Origin of the sequence: Streptomyces sp. NBC_00203 (assembly GCF_045206325.1) — a bacterium.
Lineage (GTDB): Bacteria > Actinomycetota > Actinomycetes > Streptomycetales > Streptomycetaceae > Streptomyces > Streptomyces lutosisoli.
This window is the reverse complement of the sequence record NZ_CP108126.1, coordinates 2,963,926-2,978,907: the sequence shown is the minus strand read 5'-3', so window position 1 is coordinate 2,978,907 and position 14,982 is coordinate 2,963,926. Positions and strand designations below refer to the sequence as shown.

The window sequence follows — 14,982 nt, the reverse complement described above, 5'->3', positions numbered from 1 at the left end:
AAACCGGACGTACTCGTTTCAGCGCACATACGCGGGAGACACAGCCGCGCTGCTGATGCGCCGCGGCTTTCCCGTGCCGTCGGACGGGACGGTGTACAGGTCGGCTCCGTAGTCGCCGGGGAGGGCGTAGACGATGGTGTGGTCGTCGCGCCAGACGGCCTGGTCGTCGACGCTGCGGGGTTCGGCGAGGGGGGTTTCGCGCATCGTGTGCAGGTCGAGGACGTACAGGTGCCAGGGGGCGTCCTTGGGGAGGCCCTTCACGCGCTTCTTGAAGGCGATGCGGGTGCCGTCGGGGGAGAGGGACGGGCATTCGACGTTCGTGTGGAGGGTGGTGACCGTGCGGGTGCGGAGGTCGCCGCGGATCAGATACGTCTTGCCCTTGGTCGCCAGCGTCGCGTAGAAGGTGCGGTCGTCGCTCGCGAACGTGACGCCCCAGAAGTTCTCGTCCGCCGCGTGGTACGTCCTGCCGTCCTTCACGACGCGATACGCCTCCAGGGACGGTGTCAGTTTCCCCGTCCGGGTGTCCACGATCGCCGCGCGGGTCGAGAAGTTCGTCCCCGCGTACGAGTCACCGCCCACGAAGGCCGTCCACGCGGCGTACCGGCCGCTGGGCGAGACGCGGGCGCGGGACGGGATGCCGGGGACGTCGTAGCGGGCCGTCTCGTGGAGGTGTGCGTCGAGGATGATGGCCCGGTAGGTGTCCTGGACCGCGCCGTGCACCGCCTGGAGGCACACACCCGTGCCCGAAGCCGCGTAGAAACGCAGGCACTTGACCTTGGAGGCCGTGCGCGGGCCCGACGGGTCGGACGCCGGGACCGTCGTCAGCTCGTCGCGGTGCGGGCCCCACGCCATGTTGCGGAAGACCATGCGGCTCTGGTCGCCGGTCAGTGCGACGGTGCCCGCGGTGATCTTCGGGCCGCCCGGCTGGGTCTGGTTCCTGCGGTCCGCGCGGGCCGAGGCGTGCAGCACCGACGCCGTGGCCACGCCCGCCAGGACGACGAGCGCCGAGATGAGGACCAGGATGCGGGTACGGAGAGTCATGCTGCGAGGCCTTCTGACGGGGTGGGGCGGAGGTGGGAGCGATAGCAGTGAGAACCCTGCGCAGGCGGCGAGTGCCACGGTCGACGCCGTGAGCGCCGTACGGTCGCCCCACGCCGTCCAGGCCGCGCCGAAACCGAGCGAGCACACGAAACGGGCCAGCGCCTGACCCGTCTGGACCAGCGCGAGCCCCGACGAGCGCAGCTCCTCGGGCACGCTGTCCGAGGCCGCGGCCATCAGCACACCGTCCGTCGCCGCGTAGAAGCCGCCGTGCAGGACCAGGACGGCGTACGGCAGTGCCGTCCCGTGCCAGGACGTGAGCAGGAGGGCGTACGCGAGGAGCAGGGCGCCGTGGCCGGCCAGGAACACCCGCCACCTCCCGATCCGGTCCGCGAGCCGGCCCAGTGGAACGGCCAGCAGGAGGAACGCCGCCGCCGTACCGAGCGGCAGCAGTGCGAACCAGCGGTCGGGTACGCCCAGGCGCCGCTGGAGCAGGAGATAGACGAAGGAGTCGCTGACCGTCGCCAGGCCCAGGAGGAGGGCGCAGACGGTGAGCCGGCGCAGGGCGGGGCGACGGAGGAGGGCGAGGGCGGCGCGGAGGGTGGGGCGGGGGGCATCCGTGGTGACGGGTGCGTCCGTGGTGACGGGAGTATCTGTGGTGACGGGTGCTCCCGCTGTGACGGGTGCGCCCGCTGTTCTGCCCGGCACGAACAGCACCAGCACCAGCACGCCCACCACGGCCACGCAGAAGCTCACCATGAACACCGCGTCGTAGCCGTCGACCGTGGCCCGGAGGATCAGGAAGGCCACGAGGGGGCCGAACAGCGCGCCCGCCGTGTCCATGGCCCGGTGCACGCCGAAGGCACGGCCGCGGGTCTGCGGGGTGCTCGACAGCGAGATCAGCGCGTCGCGCGGGGCCGTGCGCAGGCCCTTGCCCGTGCGGTCCGCCGCCAGGATCAGCCCGATGGGGGTCAAGGAGTGCGCCAGCAGCAACAACGGCTTGCACACCGCCGACAGGCCGTAGCCGAAGCCGGCGACCCACTTGTGGCGGCCGCCGCCCCGGTCCGCGAGATGCCCGCCGACCAGCCGCACCAGCGCCGAGAAGCCGTTGTAGATCCCGTCGAGGAGCCCGAAGCCCAGCGGGGACAGGCCGAGGCCGGTCACCAGGTACAGGGGCAGCACCGCCGTCACCATCTCCGAGGAGACGTCGGTGATCAGACTGACCGTGCCGAGCGCCAGCACCGTGGGCGCGACCGCGGCACGGCGCCGCCCGGCACGGGGCCGGACGGCGCCTTCCGCGGACGCCGCCGTCGCTGGAGTGCCCGGAGTGTCCGGAGTACTGGCGCGGCTGTCCGCTACGTACATGTCAGGACGTCCAGATACCCGTGATGTCCTTGCCGGAAGCCGCGTTGCCCGCGTGCGTGAGGCCGTGCATGTCCTCCAGCGTGCGCAGCAGGTCGTAGTGGTTGTAGGTGGTGGTGGACGAGGACCCGGCCGTCACCTGCTGGCCGTACAGCACCATCGGGATGCGGTTGCCGCTGAGCCGGTTGTCCTCGTCGAAGGTGACGACGAGCAGGCTGTTGTGGGTCTTGGCCCAGGTCGCGTAGGCGCTGAGGTTGTTGTTCAGCCAGGTGTCACCCGTCGACACCGAGCAGTCGTGCATGTCGCTGCACAGGTTGGGGACCACGAAGGAGACCTGCGGGAGCGTCGAGTAGTCCGTCGGGAACTGGGTGAAGGTCTTCGCGGTCGACGTCGGTACGTTGCTGAAGCCGAACCACGGGTTGTGCTTACGCGCGTAGTTGCCGCTGCTGCACGTCGTCGAACCCTGGCTGGGCAGCGTCTCGTTGTAGCTCGCCCAGGTCTTGCCCGCGGCTATCAGCTCGGAGGCGAGGTTCGGGGCGGAGGAGAAGCCGGGCGTGTAGCAGCTGTCGTCCGTGATCCCCTGCGTGGCGCCGGAGAACAGGGCGAAGTAGTTGGGCTGGCTCGGGTGCGTCTCGGCGTACGACTGGGAGAGGTTGGCCCCGCCGGTCTTGAGCGAGTTGATGTACGGGGCGCTGGAGGAGCCGATCACCTGGCTGTACGCGTGGTTCTCGAAGACCACGACGACGACGTGGTCCGGGGTGGGGACCGCGGCCGCGGCGTGTGCCGGGGACGAGCCGCCGAACCCGGTCCACACCCCGACCGCGGCTGCGGTGAAGGCGAGGGCCGACGCGATGACGGCACGACTGCGGCGGTACACGTTTCTGCCGGACACTTCAGACCTCCGGTGGGGGGAGTGACGGTGGCGGTGCGGACAGAGCATGCACACGCCAACATTCCCTCGGCCCACGTCCCCCAACCGGAGGGATGAAGAGCGGGTGAACTACTGCCGCTGGGCCGCCAGCTCGGTCAGCAACTGGTGCAGCGGCCGCGTCGCCCGCTGCCGGTACTCCTGAATCGCCCAACCGTTCCCGTCCGGGTCCTTGAAGTACATGAACGTGGCCCCGTCCTGCGGCGAGAACGCCTGCGGCTCGCTGACCTCCAGGCCGCGCGCCGTGAGCTCCTCGTACGCCGCCTTGGCGTCCGCGACGCACAGCTGCATCCCGTGGTACGTCCCGGGCCGCGGCGTCCCCGTCGGGATCTGGAGCCCGTCGACGAGCGCGATGGAACACCCGGACCCGGGCGGCGTCAGCTGCACGATCCGCACCCCCTCCATCACATCACCGTCCAGGTCGACGTGAAAGCCGACCTTGTCCCGGTAGAACTCCTTCGCCCGGTCCACGTCGGAGACCGGCAGCAGAATCACTTCGAGGGTCATGTCCATGGCGTGACTCCTTTGTCGTACGGCTCATGGCTCCCACCACAGAAGCCGACAGCGGCGCGGGGCGCCACCACGCGGACCGGGGTTAGGCTCAAGCTCGCACGACCTTGATCGGACCGGTTGTATTACTTGTACGACATTGGACCGGTTGTACGACCTTGATCCGACAGGAGGCCGGGGATGACGGCGCCGGGGCGCAGAAGCAGTACCTTCACGCGGCTGCTGCGGCACGGCTTCACCGATCCCTCGGCGGCCGAGCGGCTCCTGGCGGGCGACGAGCTGGCGCCGATACGGTCCGATCCGGTGCTCCTGGACGCGCTGGGTGCCACCGCCGACCCTGATCTGGCGCTGCACGGACTCGTCCGGCTCGTCGAGGTGCAGGACGGTCACACGGCCCAGCGGGAGCTGCTCGACACGCTGATCGCCGCCAAGCCGCTGCGGGACCGGCTGCTCGGCGTCCTCGGCGCCTCCGCCGCGCTCGCCGACCATCTCGCCCGGCACCCGCGCGACTGGCAGGCGCTCGTCACCTACGAGCCGCAGGACCTGCATCCCGGGGTACAGGAGTTCGAGCGGGGGCTCGCCGAGGCGACCGACCCGGTCTCGCTGCGCGTCGCCTACCGGCGCTGCCTGCTGTCCATCGCCGCGCGCGACGTGTGCGGCACCACCGACCTCGCGCAGACCGCCGCCGAACTCGCCGACCTCGCCACCGCGACCCTGCGCGCCGCGCTCGCCATCGCCCGGGCCGCCGCGCCCGAGGACGCCGCGTTGTGCCGGCTCGCGGTCATCGCGATGGGCAAGTGCGGGGGACACGAGCTCAATTACGTCTCCGATGTCGATGTCATCTTCGTGGGGGAGGCCGTCGACGGGGCCGATGAGCGCAAGGCCCTCCAGGCCGCCACCCGGCTCGCCTCGCACATGATGCGGATCTGCTCCGAGACGACCGTCGAGGGCAGCATCTGGCCCGTTGACGCGAATCTGCGGCCCGAAGGGCGCAACGGGCCGTTGGTGCGCACGCTCAGCAGCCATCTCGCCTACTACCAGCGGTGGGCCAAGACCTGGGAGTTCCAGGCGCTGCTCAAGGCGCGGCCCGTGGCCGGGGACCTCGAACTGGGAGAGGAGTACGTGGCCACGCTGGCGCCCCTGGTGTGGCATGCCGCCGAGCGGGAGAACTTCGTCGCCGATGTGCAGAAGATGCGGCGCAGGGTCGTCGAGAACATTCCCGCCGCCCAGATCGAGCGTGAGCTGAAGCTCGGTCCGGGGGGACTGAGAGATGTCGAATTCGCCGTGCAGCTACTGCAGTTGGTGCACGGGCGGGCCGACACGTCGCTGCGGAGCGGTACGACGCTGGACGCGCTCAAAGCGCTGGCCGCCGGCGGGTATGTGGGGCGTGACGATGCCCTGCAACTCGACGACGCGTACCGCTTTCTGCGGTCCATGGAGCACCGGATCCAGCTGTACCGGCTGCGGCGCACCCATCTCGTACCGGAGGACGAGGCCGATCAGCGGCGTATCGGGCGGTCGCTCGGGCTGCGGTCCGACCCGGTCGCCGAGCTGAACCGCGAGTGGAAGCGGCACGCGGCCGTGGTGCGGCGGCTGCACGAGAAGCTCTTCTACCGTCCACTGCTCGACGCCGTAGCCCAACTCGCCCCGGGCGAGAGCAGGTTGAGCCCCGACGCGGCGCGGGAGCGGCTGGTCGCGCTCGGATACGCCGATCCGGCCGCCGCACTGCGGCATCTGGAGGCGCTGGCGTCCGGGGTCACGCGCAAGGCGGCCATCCAACGGACGCTGCTGCCCGTGCTGTTGGGCTGGTTCGCCGACTCCGCCGAACCCGACGCCGGGCTGCTGAACTTCCGCAAGGTCTCCGACGCGCTGGGCAAGACCCCTTGGTATCTGCGGCTGTTGAGGGACGAAGGTGCCGCCGCCGAGAATCTCGCCCGGGTGCTGTCCGCCGGGCGGCTCGCCCCCGACCTGCTGATGCGCGCGCCGGAAGCGGTCGCGCTCCTCGGCGACGGAGACGGGGGCGGACTCGAACCGCGGTCCCGCGCCCACCTGGAGCAGGAGATCCTCGCGGCCGTGGGGCGCGCCACCGGGGGTGAGCAGGCCGTCACCGCCGCACGTGGGGTGCGGCGGCGTGAGCTGTTCCGTACGGCCGCGACGGACATCGTCGCCTCGTACGGCACCGAGGAGACACCGGCCGTCGCCGACCAGGGCGCGCTCGTCGATCTGGTCGGGGGAGCCGTCTCCGACCTTACGGCGGCGACGCTGGCGGGGACGCTGCGGGCCGTGGTGCGCGACGGGTGGGGGGACACGCTGCCCACGCGGTTCGCCGTCATCGGCATGGGGCGGTTCGGGGGGCACGAGCTCGGATACGGGTCCGACGCGGATGTGCTGTTCGTGCATGAGCCCCGGGAGGGCGTGGAGGAGCAGGAGGCGTCCCGGGCCGCGCATACCGTTGTCGCCGAGATGCGGCGGCTGCTGCAGATTCCCAGCGCGGATCCGCCGCTGCTGATCGACGCCGATCTGCGGCCCGAGGGGAAGTCGGGGCCGCTCGTACGGACGCTGAACTCGTACGAGGCGTACTACCGGCGCTGGTCGTTGGTGTGGGAGTCGCAGGCGCTGTTGCGTGCCGAAGTCGTGGCGGGGGACACCGACTTGGGGGACCGGTTCATCGAGCTCATCGATCCGTTGCGGTATCCGGCCGAGGGGCTGGGCGAGGACGCGGTGCGGGAGATCCGGCGGCTGAAGGCCCGCATGGAGTCGGAGCGGATGCCTCGCGGCGCGGATCCCACGCTGCACACCAAGCTGGGGCGGGGCGGGCTGTCCGACGTGGAGTGGACCGTGCAACTGCTGCAACTGCGGCATGGCTGGGCGGAGCCGGGGTTGCGTACGACGCGTACGCGGGAGGGGCTGGCGGCCGCGTGTGCCGCGGGGCTGTTGTCCGGGGAGGACGCGGCGACGCTGGACGAGGCGTGGGTGCTGGCTACGCGGGTGCGCAACGCGGTGATGCTGGTGCGGGGGCGGGCCGGGGATACGTTTCCGTCGGACGGGCGTGAACTTGCTGCGGTGGGGCGGTATTTGGGGTACGGGCCCGGGCATGTGGGGGACATGCTCGATGACTACCGGCGGACTACACGGCGGGCTCGGGCCGTGGTGGAGGTGCTGTTCTACGGGGCGTGAGCGGTTCGTTGTGGGTCGGGGCCGTGCCGGTACGTCCAGCCCGTCGCCGGTGGGCATTACTGCCAGCTGCCACAGCATGAACTTGCCCATAACCCCGTAAGCGACGGGCTGGACGTACCGACACGGCCCCTTCGCTGCGTCGCCGACTGCGCCGCCGTACCGGGTGAGGATGGGGGGTCCTGTGCGTCGCCGGGTGCGGGGTCGTGCTTTTAGGGGCGCGGGGAACTGCGCGCCCAGCCCCCACCGTCCCGCAGACGACTTTCAGGGGCGCGGGGAACGGCGCAATCTTTAGGGGGGTCTGGGGGGCGCAGCCCCCAGGAACGGGATGGGACGGGTAGGGGCGGCGGGGGCGAGAAAGTGCTCTTACGCCGCCTGCAAGGCCCGCGCGTGGGCCAGGAATCCCTCCAGGGCCAGGTCGAACGCCCGGTCCGCCCGCCCCGCCCCCACCGCATCCAGGGCGGCAGCCAGCCGTGGGGTCGTCGTGTCGTCCGGGAGTTCCCACATCGCCTCGGGAGCCGCGAGGTCCAGGGCCGAGCCGAGGACCAGGTTCTCCAGGGCGATGATCACCGGCATCACATCGGGCAGGGCGAAGCCGGCGTCCAGGAGGAGGGTGACCGCGCGCTCGTACTGCTCCAGGACGCGGGGCGCTCGTACGGGTGATGTGGTGAGGAGCGGGATCACCTTGGGGTGCGCCGCGAAGGCCGCGCGGTAGGAGCGGGCCCAGGCGGCCAGAGCCGTGTCCCAGGGGGCCAGGGAGAGGGTTCCCGTGTCGATCGCCGAGGCGACCCGTTCGCGGAGAAGTTCCACGATGCCGTCCCTGCCGTCCACATGGTGGTACACCGAGCCGGTCTGCACGCCGAGCCGCTTGGCGATCTGCGGCACGCTGAACTCGCCCCGCTCATCGATCAGTTCGAGTGCCGTCGTGGCGATGCGCTCGCGGTCGAGGAGTGGTGTGCGCGGCCGTCCCATGATCTGTGCTCTCCCTGAGGTCTTCCCGGATGCCCAAACGGGAGGTTACATTGCGGAAACCGAAAGCCTTTAGGTTTACGAGCCCGGCAGCCCCCTCGGCGCCGGAATCCCGGGGTGCCCCGCACGCCCCGGACTTCTCCCCGTCCCCGCCAGAAGGGCTTCCCTCGCATGCCCGTCACCACCTCCGAGGAGAGAACGCCGACCCCCGCGGCGACCCTCCGCTCCGGTTCCCTCGGCACCGCCGACATCGCCTTCTTCGTCGTCTCGGCCGCCGCTCCGCTGACCGTCATGGCGGGTGTCGCCCCGCTCGCGATCCTGCTCGGCGGGATCGGCGCGCCGGTCGGCTATCTGCTGGCCGGGATCACGCTCGCCGTCTTCGCCGTCGGGTTCACGACCATGAGCCGGCATGTCCGCAGTGGGGGTGCCTTCTACGCGTACATCACCCGCGGCCTCGGGCGGCCCGTCGGTATCGGTGCCGCGCTGCTCGCCCTCATCGGCTACAACGGCATGGAGATCGGCGTCTACGGTCTGCTGGGCAGCGCCAGCAAGGACACCGTGCGGGCCCTCTTCGGGACCGACATTCCCTGGCTTCCGGTGTCCCTGGCCGGGCTGATCGTCATCGGTTACGGCGGCTACCGGTCGATCGACTTCGGTGCGAAACTGCTCGGCGTCCTGCTCGTCGCCGAGACCGGGATACTCGTGCTGCTCGCGGGCGGAGTGCTGGTCAAGGGCGGTGCGCACGGGCTGTCGGGCGCGTCCTTCGCCCCCGGCAACGTGTTCGTCCCCGGGACGGCGGTCGTGCTCGCCTTCGCCTTCGCCGCGTTCACCGGGTTCGAGTCCACCGTCATCTACCGGCGGGAGGCGCGGGATCCCGAGCGCACGGTGCCGCGTGCGACGTACCTCGCCGTCGGATTCCTCGGGCTCTTCTACGCGTTCGTCGTCTGGGTGGTCATCCAGGCCTTCGGGAACGCGGAGGTCGTCAAGGCCGCGGCCACCGACCCCGGCGGGCTCTTCTTCTCCGCCATCACGACGTACGTCGGCGGCTGGGCCTCCGACCTGATGCACGTCTTCATCATCACCAGCGTCCTCGCCTCGCTGCTCGCCTTCCACAACGCCATCAACCGGTACGGGCTCGCACTCGCCGAAGAGGGCGTCCTGCCCAAGGCGTTGGGCCGTATTCATCCGAAGCACCGATCCCCGTACGTCGCCGGGATCGTCCAGACCGTGCTCGGCGCGGTCGTCGTCCTCGGCTTCTGGGCGGCCGGCGCCGACCCCTACGGGCAGCTGCTGCTGTGGGTCAACACCCCGGGAATGATCGGCCTGTTCGTGCTCCAGCTCCTCGCCGCGATCGCCGTGCCGTGCTACTTCCGGCGGATCCGTCATGAGGAGGGTGCGCTGCGGACGGTCGTCGCTCCCGTCGCTGCGACCGTGCTGCTCGCGACGGCCATAGTGCTGGTCGTGGCACACATCGACCTGTTCACCGGCGCGTCCCCGGCGGTGAACACCGTCCTGATCGTCCTGTCGCCCGCCGTCTTCGTCATCGGCCTCGGCCTCGCCTGGTGGCTGCGCCGCGAACGGCCGCAGGTGTACGAGAACTTCGCGGCCGAGCCTGCCGAAGTCACACAGTAAGAAAGGGAGTTGCATCGATGTCCACCGCCGAGCTGATCCTCACCGGCGCCAAGGTCCGCACCCTCGACCCCGACCGGCCGCACGCCACCGCGGTCGCCGTACGCGACGGGGTGATCGCGGCGGTCGGTGACGAGACCGACGTACGGGACTGGCGCGGGCCGGGGACCGAGGTCCTGTCCCTGGCGGGCGCGCACCTCGTCCCGGGGCTCGTGGACGCGCACAGTCACCCCGTGTGGGGGCTGGACATGGCCACCGGGGCCGATCTGTCCGGGGTGCGGGATCTGGACGGGCTGCGCGGGGCGCTCCGGGACGCCTCCCGTATCGACGGGTGGGTCATCGGGTTCGGGCTCGACCACAACGTCTTCGGCGGGCGGCCCGTGCACCGGGCCCTCGTCGAGGACGTGCTCGGGGGCGCGCCCGCCTTTCTGCGGCTGTACGACGGTCACTCCGCCCTGGTGAGTGAGGCCGCGCTCGCTCTCGCGGGGGTGACCGGGCCGCGGTCCTTCGTCCAGCGGTCCGAAGTCGTCTGCGACGGTGACGGGCGGCCCACCGGGCATCTCGTCGAGCATGCCGCGATGGAGCTGGTCGCCGAGGTCATGCCCCGGCCCTCGTACGAGGAGCGGCGGGCCCGGCTCGTCGAGCTGCTCTCCGCGATGGCCGCGACCGGGCTGACCGGGGCGCATGTGATGGACCTGGGGGATCCGGAGCTGGTCGGTGCCGTCGCCGAGGAGACCGTGCTGCCGCTGCGGCTGCGGTTCTCGCCCTGGTGCATGCCGGGCGCGGACCGGGAGACCCTGGACGAGCTCGTGGCGCTCCAGGAGCGCCGGGGGCGGCACTGGAGGGTCGGCGGGGTCAAGTTCTTCATGGACGGGACCGTGGAGGGCGGCACGGCCTGGCTGGAGCACGCCGACTGCCACGGCCAGGGCACGGAGGCGTTCTGGCCCGACCCCGCCGCGTACACCGCCGCCGTACGGCAGCTGCACGCGGCCGGGGTCCGTACGGCCACGCACGCGATCGGCGACGCGGCCGTGCGGCACGTTCTCGACACGGTGGAGGGGCTCGGGGCGGGGGGTCGGTTCGCTCACCGGATCGAGCATGTGGAGACCGCCCCGGACGGCACGCTGTCGCGTTTCGCCGAGCTCGGGGTCATCGCGTCCATGCAGCCGCCGCACACCGCGTACACGCGGGGCGACCACGGCGACGAGTGGTCGCGGCGGCTGGGGCCCGAGCGGGCGGGTCGCGCCTGGCGTACGCGGGATCTGCGGGACGCCGGTGCGGTGGTCGCGCTCGGCTCGGACTGGCCGATCGCCCACTACGACGTGCGCGGCGTGCTGGCGACGGCGCGGGCGCCGCTGGGAGCCGCCTCTGCGAGGGGCGGCCTTACGGGGCTCCAGGCACTGGAGGGCTGCACCACGCACGCGGCGCTGGCCGCGGGGGAGGCCGGGGTGGCCGGGCGTATCGCTCCCGGGTTCCGGGCCGACCTCACGGCCTTCGGCCTGGACCCGGTGGCTGCCCCCGCGGACGAGGTCGCGGAGGCTCCCGTACGCCTCACCGTGACCGGCGGGTACGTCGCGTATCGCGGAATGGTTGATTGCTGAACGGACTAGAGGGGTCGCACCTGCCCGGTGCGGCCCCTCCTCGCGTACGTCGGCCGGCCATCGCTCCGCGAACGGGACGGCCCTCGCTCAGGCCTTCGCCGGCAGCAGCGCCGGCGCGCCCGTCCCCGGTACCCGGCGCGGCAGCGCGTACGGCAGGGACCCGTACCAAACGCGGGCCACCGAGAAGCCGAAGGCCAGGCACAGCATGCCGCCCACCGCGTCCAGCCAGAAGTGGTTTGCCGTGGCGACGATCACGAGCAGGGTGGCCGTCGGGTAGAGCAGGCCGAGGATCCTGGCCCACGGCGCCGACGCCAGGGCGAAGATCGTCAGGCCGCACCACAGGGACCAGCCGATGTGCATGGAGGGCATCGCGGCGTACTGGTTGGACATGTGCTTCAGGTCGCCGGAGGCCATGGAACCCCAGGTGTGGTGGACCATGACCGTGTCGACGAAGTCGCCGCCGCTCATCAGGCGGGGCGGCGCGAGCGGGAAGAAGTAGTAGCCGACCAGGGCAACCGCCGTGGTGGCGAAGAGGGCGAGCCGGGTGGCCGCGTAACGGCCGGGATGGCTGTGGTACAGCCACACCAGGACACCCAGCGTCACCACGAAGTGCAGCGTCGCGTAGTAGTAGTTCATCCCGATGATCAGCCATGTCACCGAGTTCACGGCGTGGTTGACCGACTCCTCGACGGCGATCCCGAGGTGGTGTTCCGTCCGCCAGATCCAGTCCGCGTTGCGCAGGGCCTCGTGCTTCTGCTCCGGCACTGCGTTCCGGATCAGCGAATACGTCCAGTAACTCACCGCGATGAGCAGGATCTCGAACCAGAAGCGGGGGCGACGCGGGGTCCGCAAACGACGCAGGAAGGTCTTCCCCGCATTCTCCTCCGCGACGGGCTGTGGAGCGGCCTGCTCCCGGCCTTCCAGTGTCGTCACGGTCGTCTCACCCATAGGCACAGAGTCTGCCAGAAAAGCCTTCTCCGACCGATCATCCCTTGGTCGGGTCCTGGTCGCACGTTCTACACCGAGAGGAGTCCAACGGGTGCCGTACCTCCTCCTCCCTAGGGACGATTCCGGTCCCCAGGGGCAGAAGCGGTCGAACCGCGCACCACCAGCTCCGGCATGAACACGAACTCACTGTGCGGAGCGGGCGTCCCGCCGATCTCCTCCAGCAACGTCCGTACCGCCGCCTGTCCCATGGCCGGCACCGGCTTGCGGATCGTCGTGAGCGGTGGGTCGGTGAAGGCGATGAGAGGCGAGTCGTCGAAACCGACGACCGATATGTCCTTCGGGACCTCCAGGCCGCGCTGGCGCGCCGCCCTTATCGCGCCGAGAGCCATCATGTCGCTGGCGCAGACGATCGCCGTGCAGTCACGGTCCATGAGCGCGCTCGCCGCGGCCTGACCGCCCTCCAGCGTGTACAGCGAGTGCTGGACCAGTCGCTCCTCGATGTCGGCGGGGGCCAGGCCCAACTGCTCCTGCACCGTGCGGACGAAGCCCTCGATCTTGCGCTGGACCGGAACGAAGCGCTTGGGGCCCAGAGCGAGACCGATCTTGGTGTGCCCGAGCGAGACGAGGTGCGTGACCGCCAGGGCCATCGCGGCGCGGTCGTCCGGCGAGATGAACGGCGCCTGCACCTTGGGCGAGAAGCCGTCCACCAGGACGAACGGGACGCCCTGGGCGCGCAACTGCTCGTAGCGCTGCATGTCCGCGGAGGTGTCGGCGTGCAGACCGGAGACGAAGATGATCCCGGCGACCCCCCGGTCCACCAGCATCTCCGTCAACTCGTCCTCGGTGGAGCCGCCCGGCGTCTGGGTCGCCAGGACCGGCGTATAGCCCTGCCGGGTCAGCGCCTGACCGATGACCTGCGCGAGCGCCGGGAATATGGGGTTCTCCAGCTCCGGCGTTATCAGGCCCACCAGGCCCTCGCTGCGCTGCCGCAGCCGCACCGGGCGCTCGTAGCCCAGCACATCGAGCGCGGCCAGCACGGACTGGCGGGTGGTCGCGGCGACGCCCGGCTTCCCGTTCAGGACGCGGCTGACAGTCGCCTCGCTGACCCCCGCTTGGGCTGCGATGTCGGCAAGCCGTGTGGTCACAGGATTGGACTGTACCGGTCGCATCTCAGACTGCCCACCAGACCGTTGAATCTGCGGGCAGTTCGGTCGTTTCGGCGCCCGGCTCGACGTCCGCGCTGGCGAGCAGCAGCGTGCCGGGGGTGGGGAGGGGGATCGGGGTCGCGGTGAGGTTCACCGTGCAGATGATGGAGCCTTCTTCTGTGTCCCGGCGGAAGGCCAGCACACCCTCCGGGGCCGGCAGCCAGGTGATCTGGCGGCCCGCGCCGAGCGCCGGGTGGTCGCGGCGCACCGCGAGCGCGCTGCGGTAGAACTCCAGCGTCGAGGTGGGGTCGCCCTCCTGCGCCTCGACCGTGAGGTTCTTCCAGGAGGCCGGCTGCGGCAGCCAGCTCGGGCCGCCCTCGACCGGGCCGAAGCCGAACGGCGCGACCTCGCCGGACCACGGCAGCGGCACCCGGCAGCCGTCGCGGGTGCCGTCCTGGCCCGCGCTGCGGAAGAACGCCGGGTCCTGGCGGACCTCGTCGGGCAGATCGACCACCTCGGGCAGGCCGAGCTCCTCGCCCTGGTAGAGATACGCCGAGCCGGGCAGCGCCAGCATGAGCAGGGTCGCCGCCCTGGCCCGGCGCAGACCACGCGCCTCGTCCCCTTCCGCGAGACGCGTGGAGTGCCGTACCACGTCATGGTTGGAGAGCACCCAGGTGGCGGGCGCGTGCACGGCGTTCATGGCGCTGAGCGAGCGGTCGATGACCTCGCGCAGGTCCGCCGCGTTCCAACCGGTGGTGAGATAGGTGAAGTTGAAGGCCTGGTGCAGCTCGTCCGGGCGCAGATACAGGGCGCTGCGCTCGACGGTCGGCGTCCACGCCTCGGCGACGGCGATGCGCTCACCGGCGTACTCCTCGAGGATGCGCCGCCAGCTGCGGTAGATCTCGTGCACGCCGTCCTGGTCGAAGTACGGCACGGCCTCGGTGCCGAGCAGCTTGACCTGCTCGTCGTGGCCGATGTCGGGCAGACCCGCCGCCTTCACCAGGCCGTGCGCCACATCGATGCGGAAGCCGTCGATGCCCAGGTCCAGCCAGAAGCGCAGGATGGAGCGGAACTCGTCGTGGACGGCCGGGTGGTCCCAGTTGAAGTCGGGCTGCTCGGGCGCGAACAGGTGGAGGTACCACTCGCCGTCCTCGACCCGGGTCCAGGCCGGGCCGCCGAAGATGGACTCCCAGTCGTTGGGCGGCAGTTCACCGTTCGCGCCCTTGCCGCGCCGGAAGTGGAAGCGCTCCCGGATCGGCGAGCCGGGGCCCTCGCGCAGCGCCTGCTTGAACCACTCGTGGTGGTCCGAGCAGTGGTTGGGCACCAGGTCGACGATCACCCGCAGCCCGAGCGCGTGCGCGGCGCGGACCAGGTCGTCGGCGTCCGTCAGATTTCCGAACATCGGGTCGACGGCACGGTAGTCGGCGACGTCGTAGCCCGCGTCCGCCTGTGGGGAGGCGTAGAACGGGGACAGCCACACCGCGTCGACGCCGAGTTCCTTCAGATAGGGAAGCCGGGCCCGGACGCCGGCCAGATCGCCCATGCCGTCGCCGTTGCCGTCGGCGAAACTGCGCGGATAGACCTGGTAGATGACCGCGTCGCGCCACCACTCCCGGCGCCCGGAGGCGGCGGAGGAGGCGTCGGTGGGGAGTGCGTCGGTGACGTGCTGGGTCATGGA

10 protein-coding genes and 1 pseudogene are annotated in these 14,982 nt (G+C 70.9%); 3 read left to right on the top strand and 8 right to left on the bottom strand.

Going from position 1 to position 14,982, the window contains the following annotated elements; all coding sequences use genetic code 11:
* Nucleotides 1-18 precede the first annotated feature (18 nt).
* From OG975_RS13620 to OG975_RS13605, 4 genes and pseudogenes are all read right to left on the bottom strand, one after another.
* Nucleotides 19-1,041, bottom strand: coding sequence for a TolB family protein (locus OG975_RS13620; protein WP_406329360.1), 1,023 nt, complete (start codon nucleotides 1,039-1,041; stop codon nucleotides 19-21).
* Nucleotides 1,038-2,403, bottom strand: a pseudogene (locus tag OG975_RS13615) (MFS transporter). The gene OG975_RS13620 and the pseudogene OG975_RS13615 overlap by 4 nt, the downstream one beginning before the upstream one ends.
* Before the next feature lies 1 nt (nucleotide 2,404).
* Complete coding sequence (locus OG975_RS13610) at nucleotides 2,405-3,292, bottom strand: alkaline phosphatase family protein (protein ID WP_406329359.1); 888 nt, start codon at nucleotides 3,290-3,292, stop codon at nucleotides 2,405-2,407.
* Nucleotides 3,293-3,400: 108 nt separating this feature from the next.
* Nucleotides 3,401-3,841 carry a VOC family protein gene (locus OG975_RS13605; protein ID WP_406329358.1) on the bottom strand — a complete coding sequence of 147 codons (441 nt, stop codon included), beginning with the start codon at nucleotides 3,839-3,841 and terminating at the stop codon, nucleotides 3,401-3,403.
* A 177-nt stretch (nucleotides 3,842-4,018) separates the two neighbouring features.
* Between OG975_RS13605 and OG975_RS13600 the strand changes: the two genes are divergently transcribed.
* Complete coding sequence (locus tag OG975_RS13600) at nucleotides 4,019-7,015, top strand: bifunctional [glutamine synthetase] adenylyltransferase/[glutamine synthetase]-adenylyl-L-tyrosine phosphorylase (RefSeq protein ID WP_406329357.1); 2,997 nt, start codon at nucleotides 4,019-4,021, stop codon at nucleotides 7,013-7,015.
* A gap of 363 nt (nucleotides 7,016-7,378) precedes the next feature.
* Here the strand turns inward: OG975_RS13600 and OG975_RS13595 are convergent, their stop codons facing one another.
* Entirely contained in the window at nucleotides 7,379-7,984 is a 606-nt protein-coding gene (locus OG975_RS13595; RefSeq protein WP_381261931.1) for a TetR/AcrR family transcriptional regulator C-terminal domain-containing protein, read from the bottom strand.
* Between the two features lie 168 nt (nucleotides 7,985-8,152).
* Between OG975_RS13595 and OG975_RS13590 the strand changes: the two genes are divergently transcribed.
* Complete coding sequence (locus OG975_RS13590; RefSeq protein ID WP_406329356.1) at nucleotides 8,153-9,613, top strand: APC family permease; 1,461 nt, start codon at nucleotides 8,153-8,155, stop codon at nucleotides 9,611-9,613.
* A 17-nt stretch (nucleotides 9,614-9,630) separates the two neighbouring features.
* Nucleotides 9,631-11,211 (top strand): amidohydrolase, encoded by a 1,581-nt coding sequence (locus OG975_RS13585; RefSeq protein ID WP_406329355.1) that lies wholly within the window; start codon nucleotides 9,631-9,633, stop codon nucleotides 11,209-11,211.
* A gap of 87 nt (nucleotides 11,212-11,298) precedes the next feature.
* Here the strand turns inward: OG975_RS13585 and OG975_RS13580 are convergent, their stop codons facing one another.
* The 3 genes from OG975_RS13580 to OG975_RS13570 all read right to left on the bottom strand — a co-directional run bounded on the left by OG975_RS13580 (nucleotide 11,299) and on the right by OG975_RS13570 (nucleotide 14,979).
* Nucleotides 11,299-12,159, bottom strand: coding sequence for a phosphatase PAP2 family protein (locus OG975_RS13580; protein WP_406329354.1), 861 nt, complete (start codon nucleotides 12,157-12,159; stop codon nucleotides 11,299-11,301).
* Between the two features lie 110 nt (nucleotides 12,160-12,269).
* The gene (locus tag OG975_RS13575; RefSeq protein WP_406329353.1) at nucleotides 12,270-13,304 is read right to left on the bottom strand and encodes a LacI family DNA-binding transcriptional regulator; all 1,035 of its coding nucleotides are present in this window, start codon (nucleotides 13,302-13,304) and stop codon (nucleotides 12,270-12,272) included.
* A gap of 25 nt (nucleotides 13,305-13,329) precedes the next feature.
* Nucleotides 13,330-14,979: a glycoside hydrolase family 13 protein gene (locus OG975_RS13570; RefSeq protein ID WP_406329352.1), complete on the bottom strand. Its 1,650-nt coding sequence runs from the start codon at nucleotides 14,977-14,979 to the stop codon at nucleotides 13,330-13,332.
* Nucleotides 14,980-14,982 lie beyond the last annotated feature (3 nt).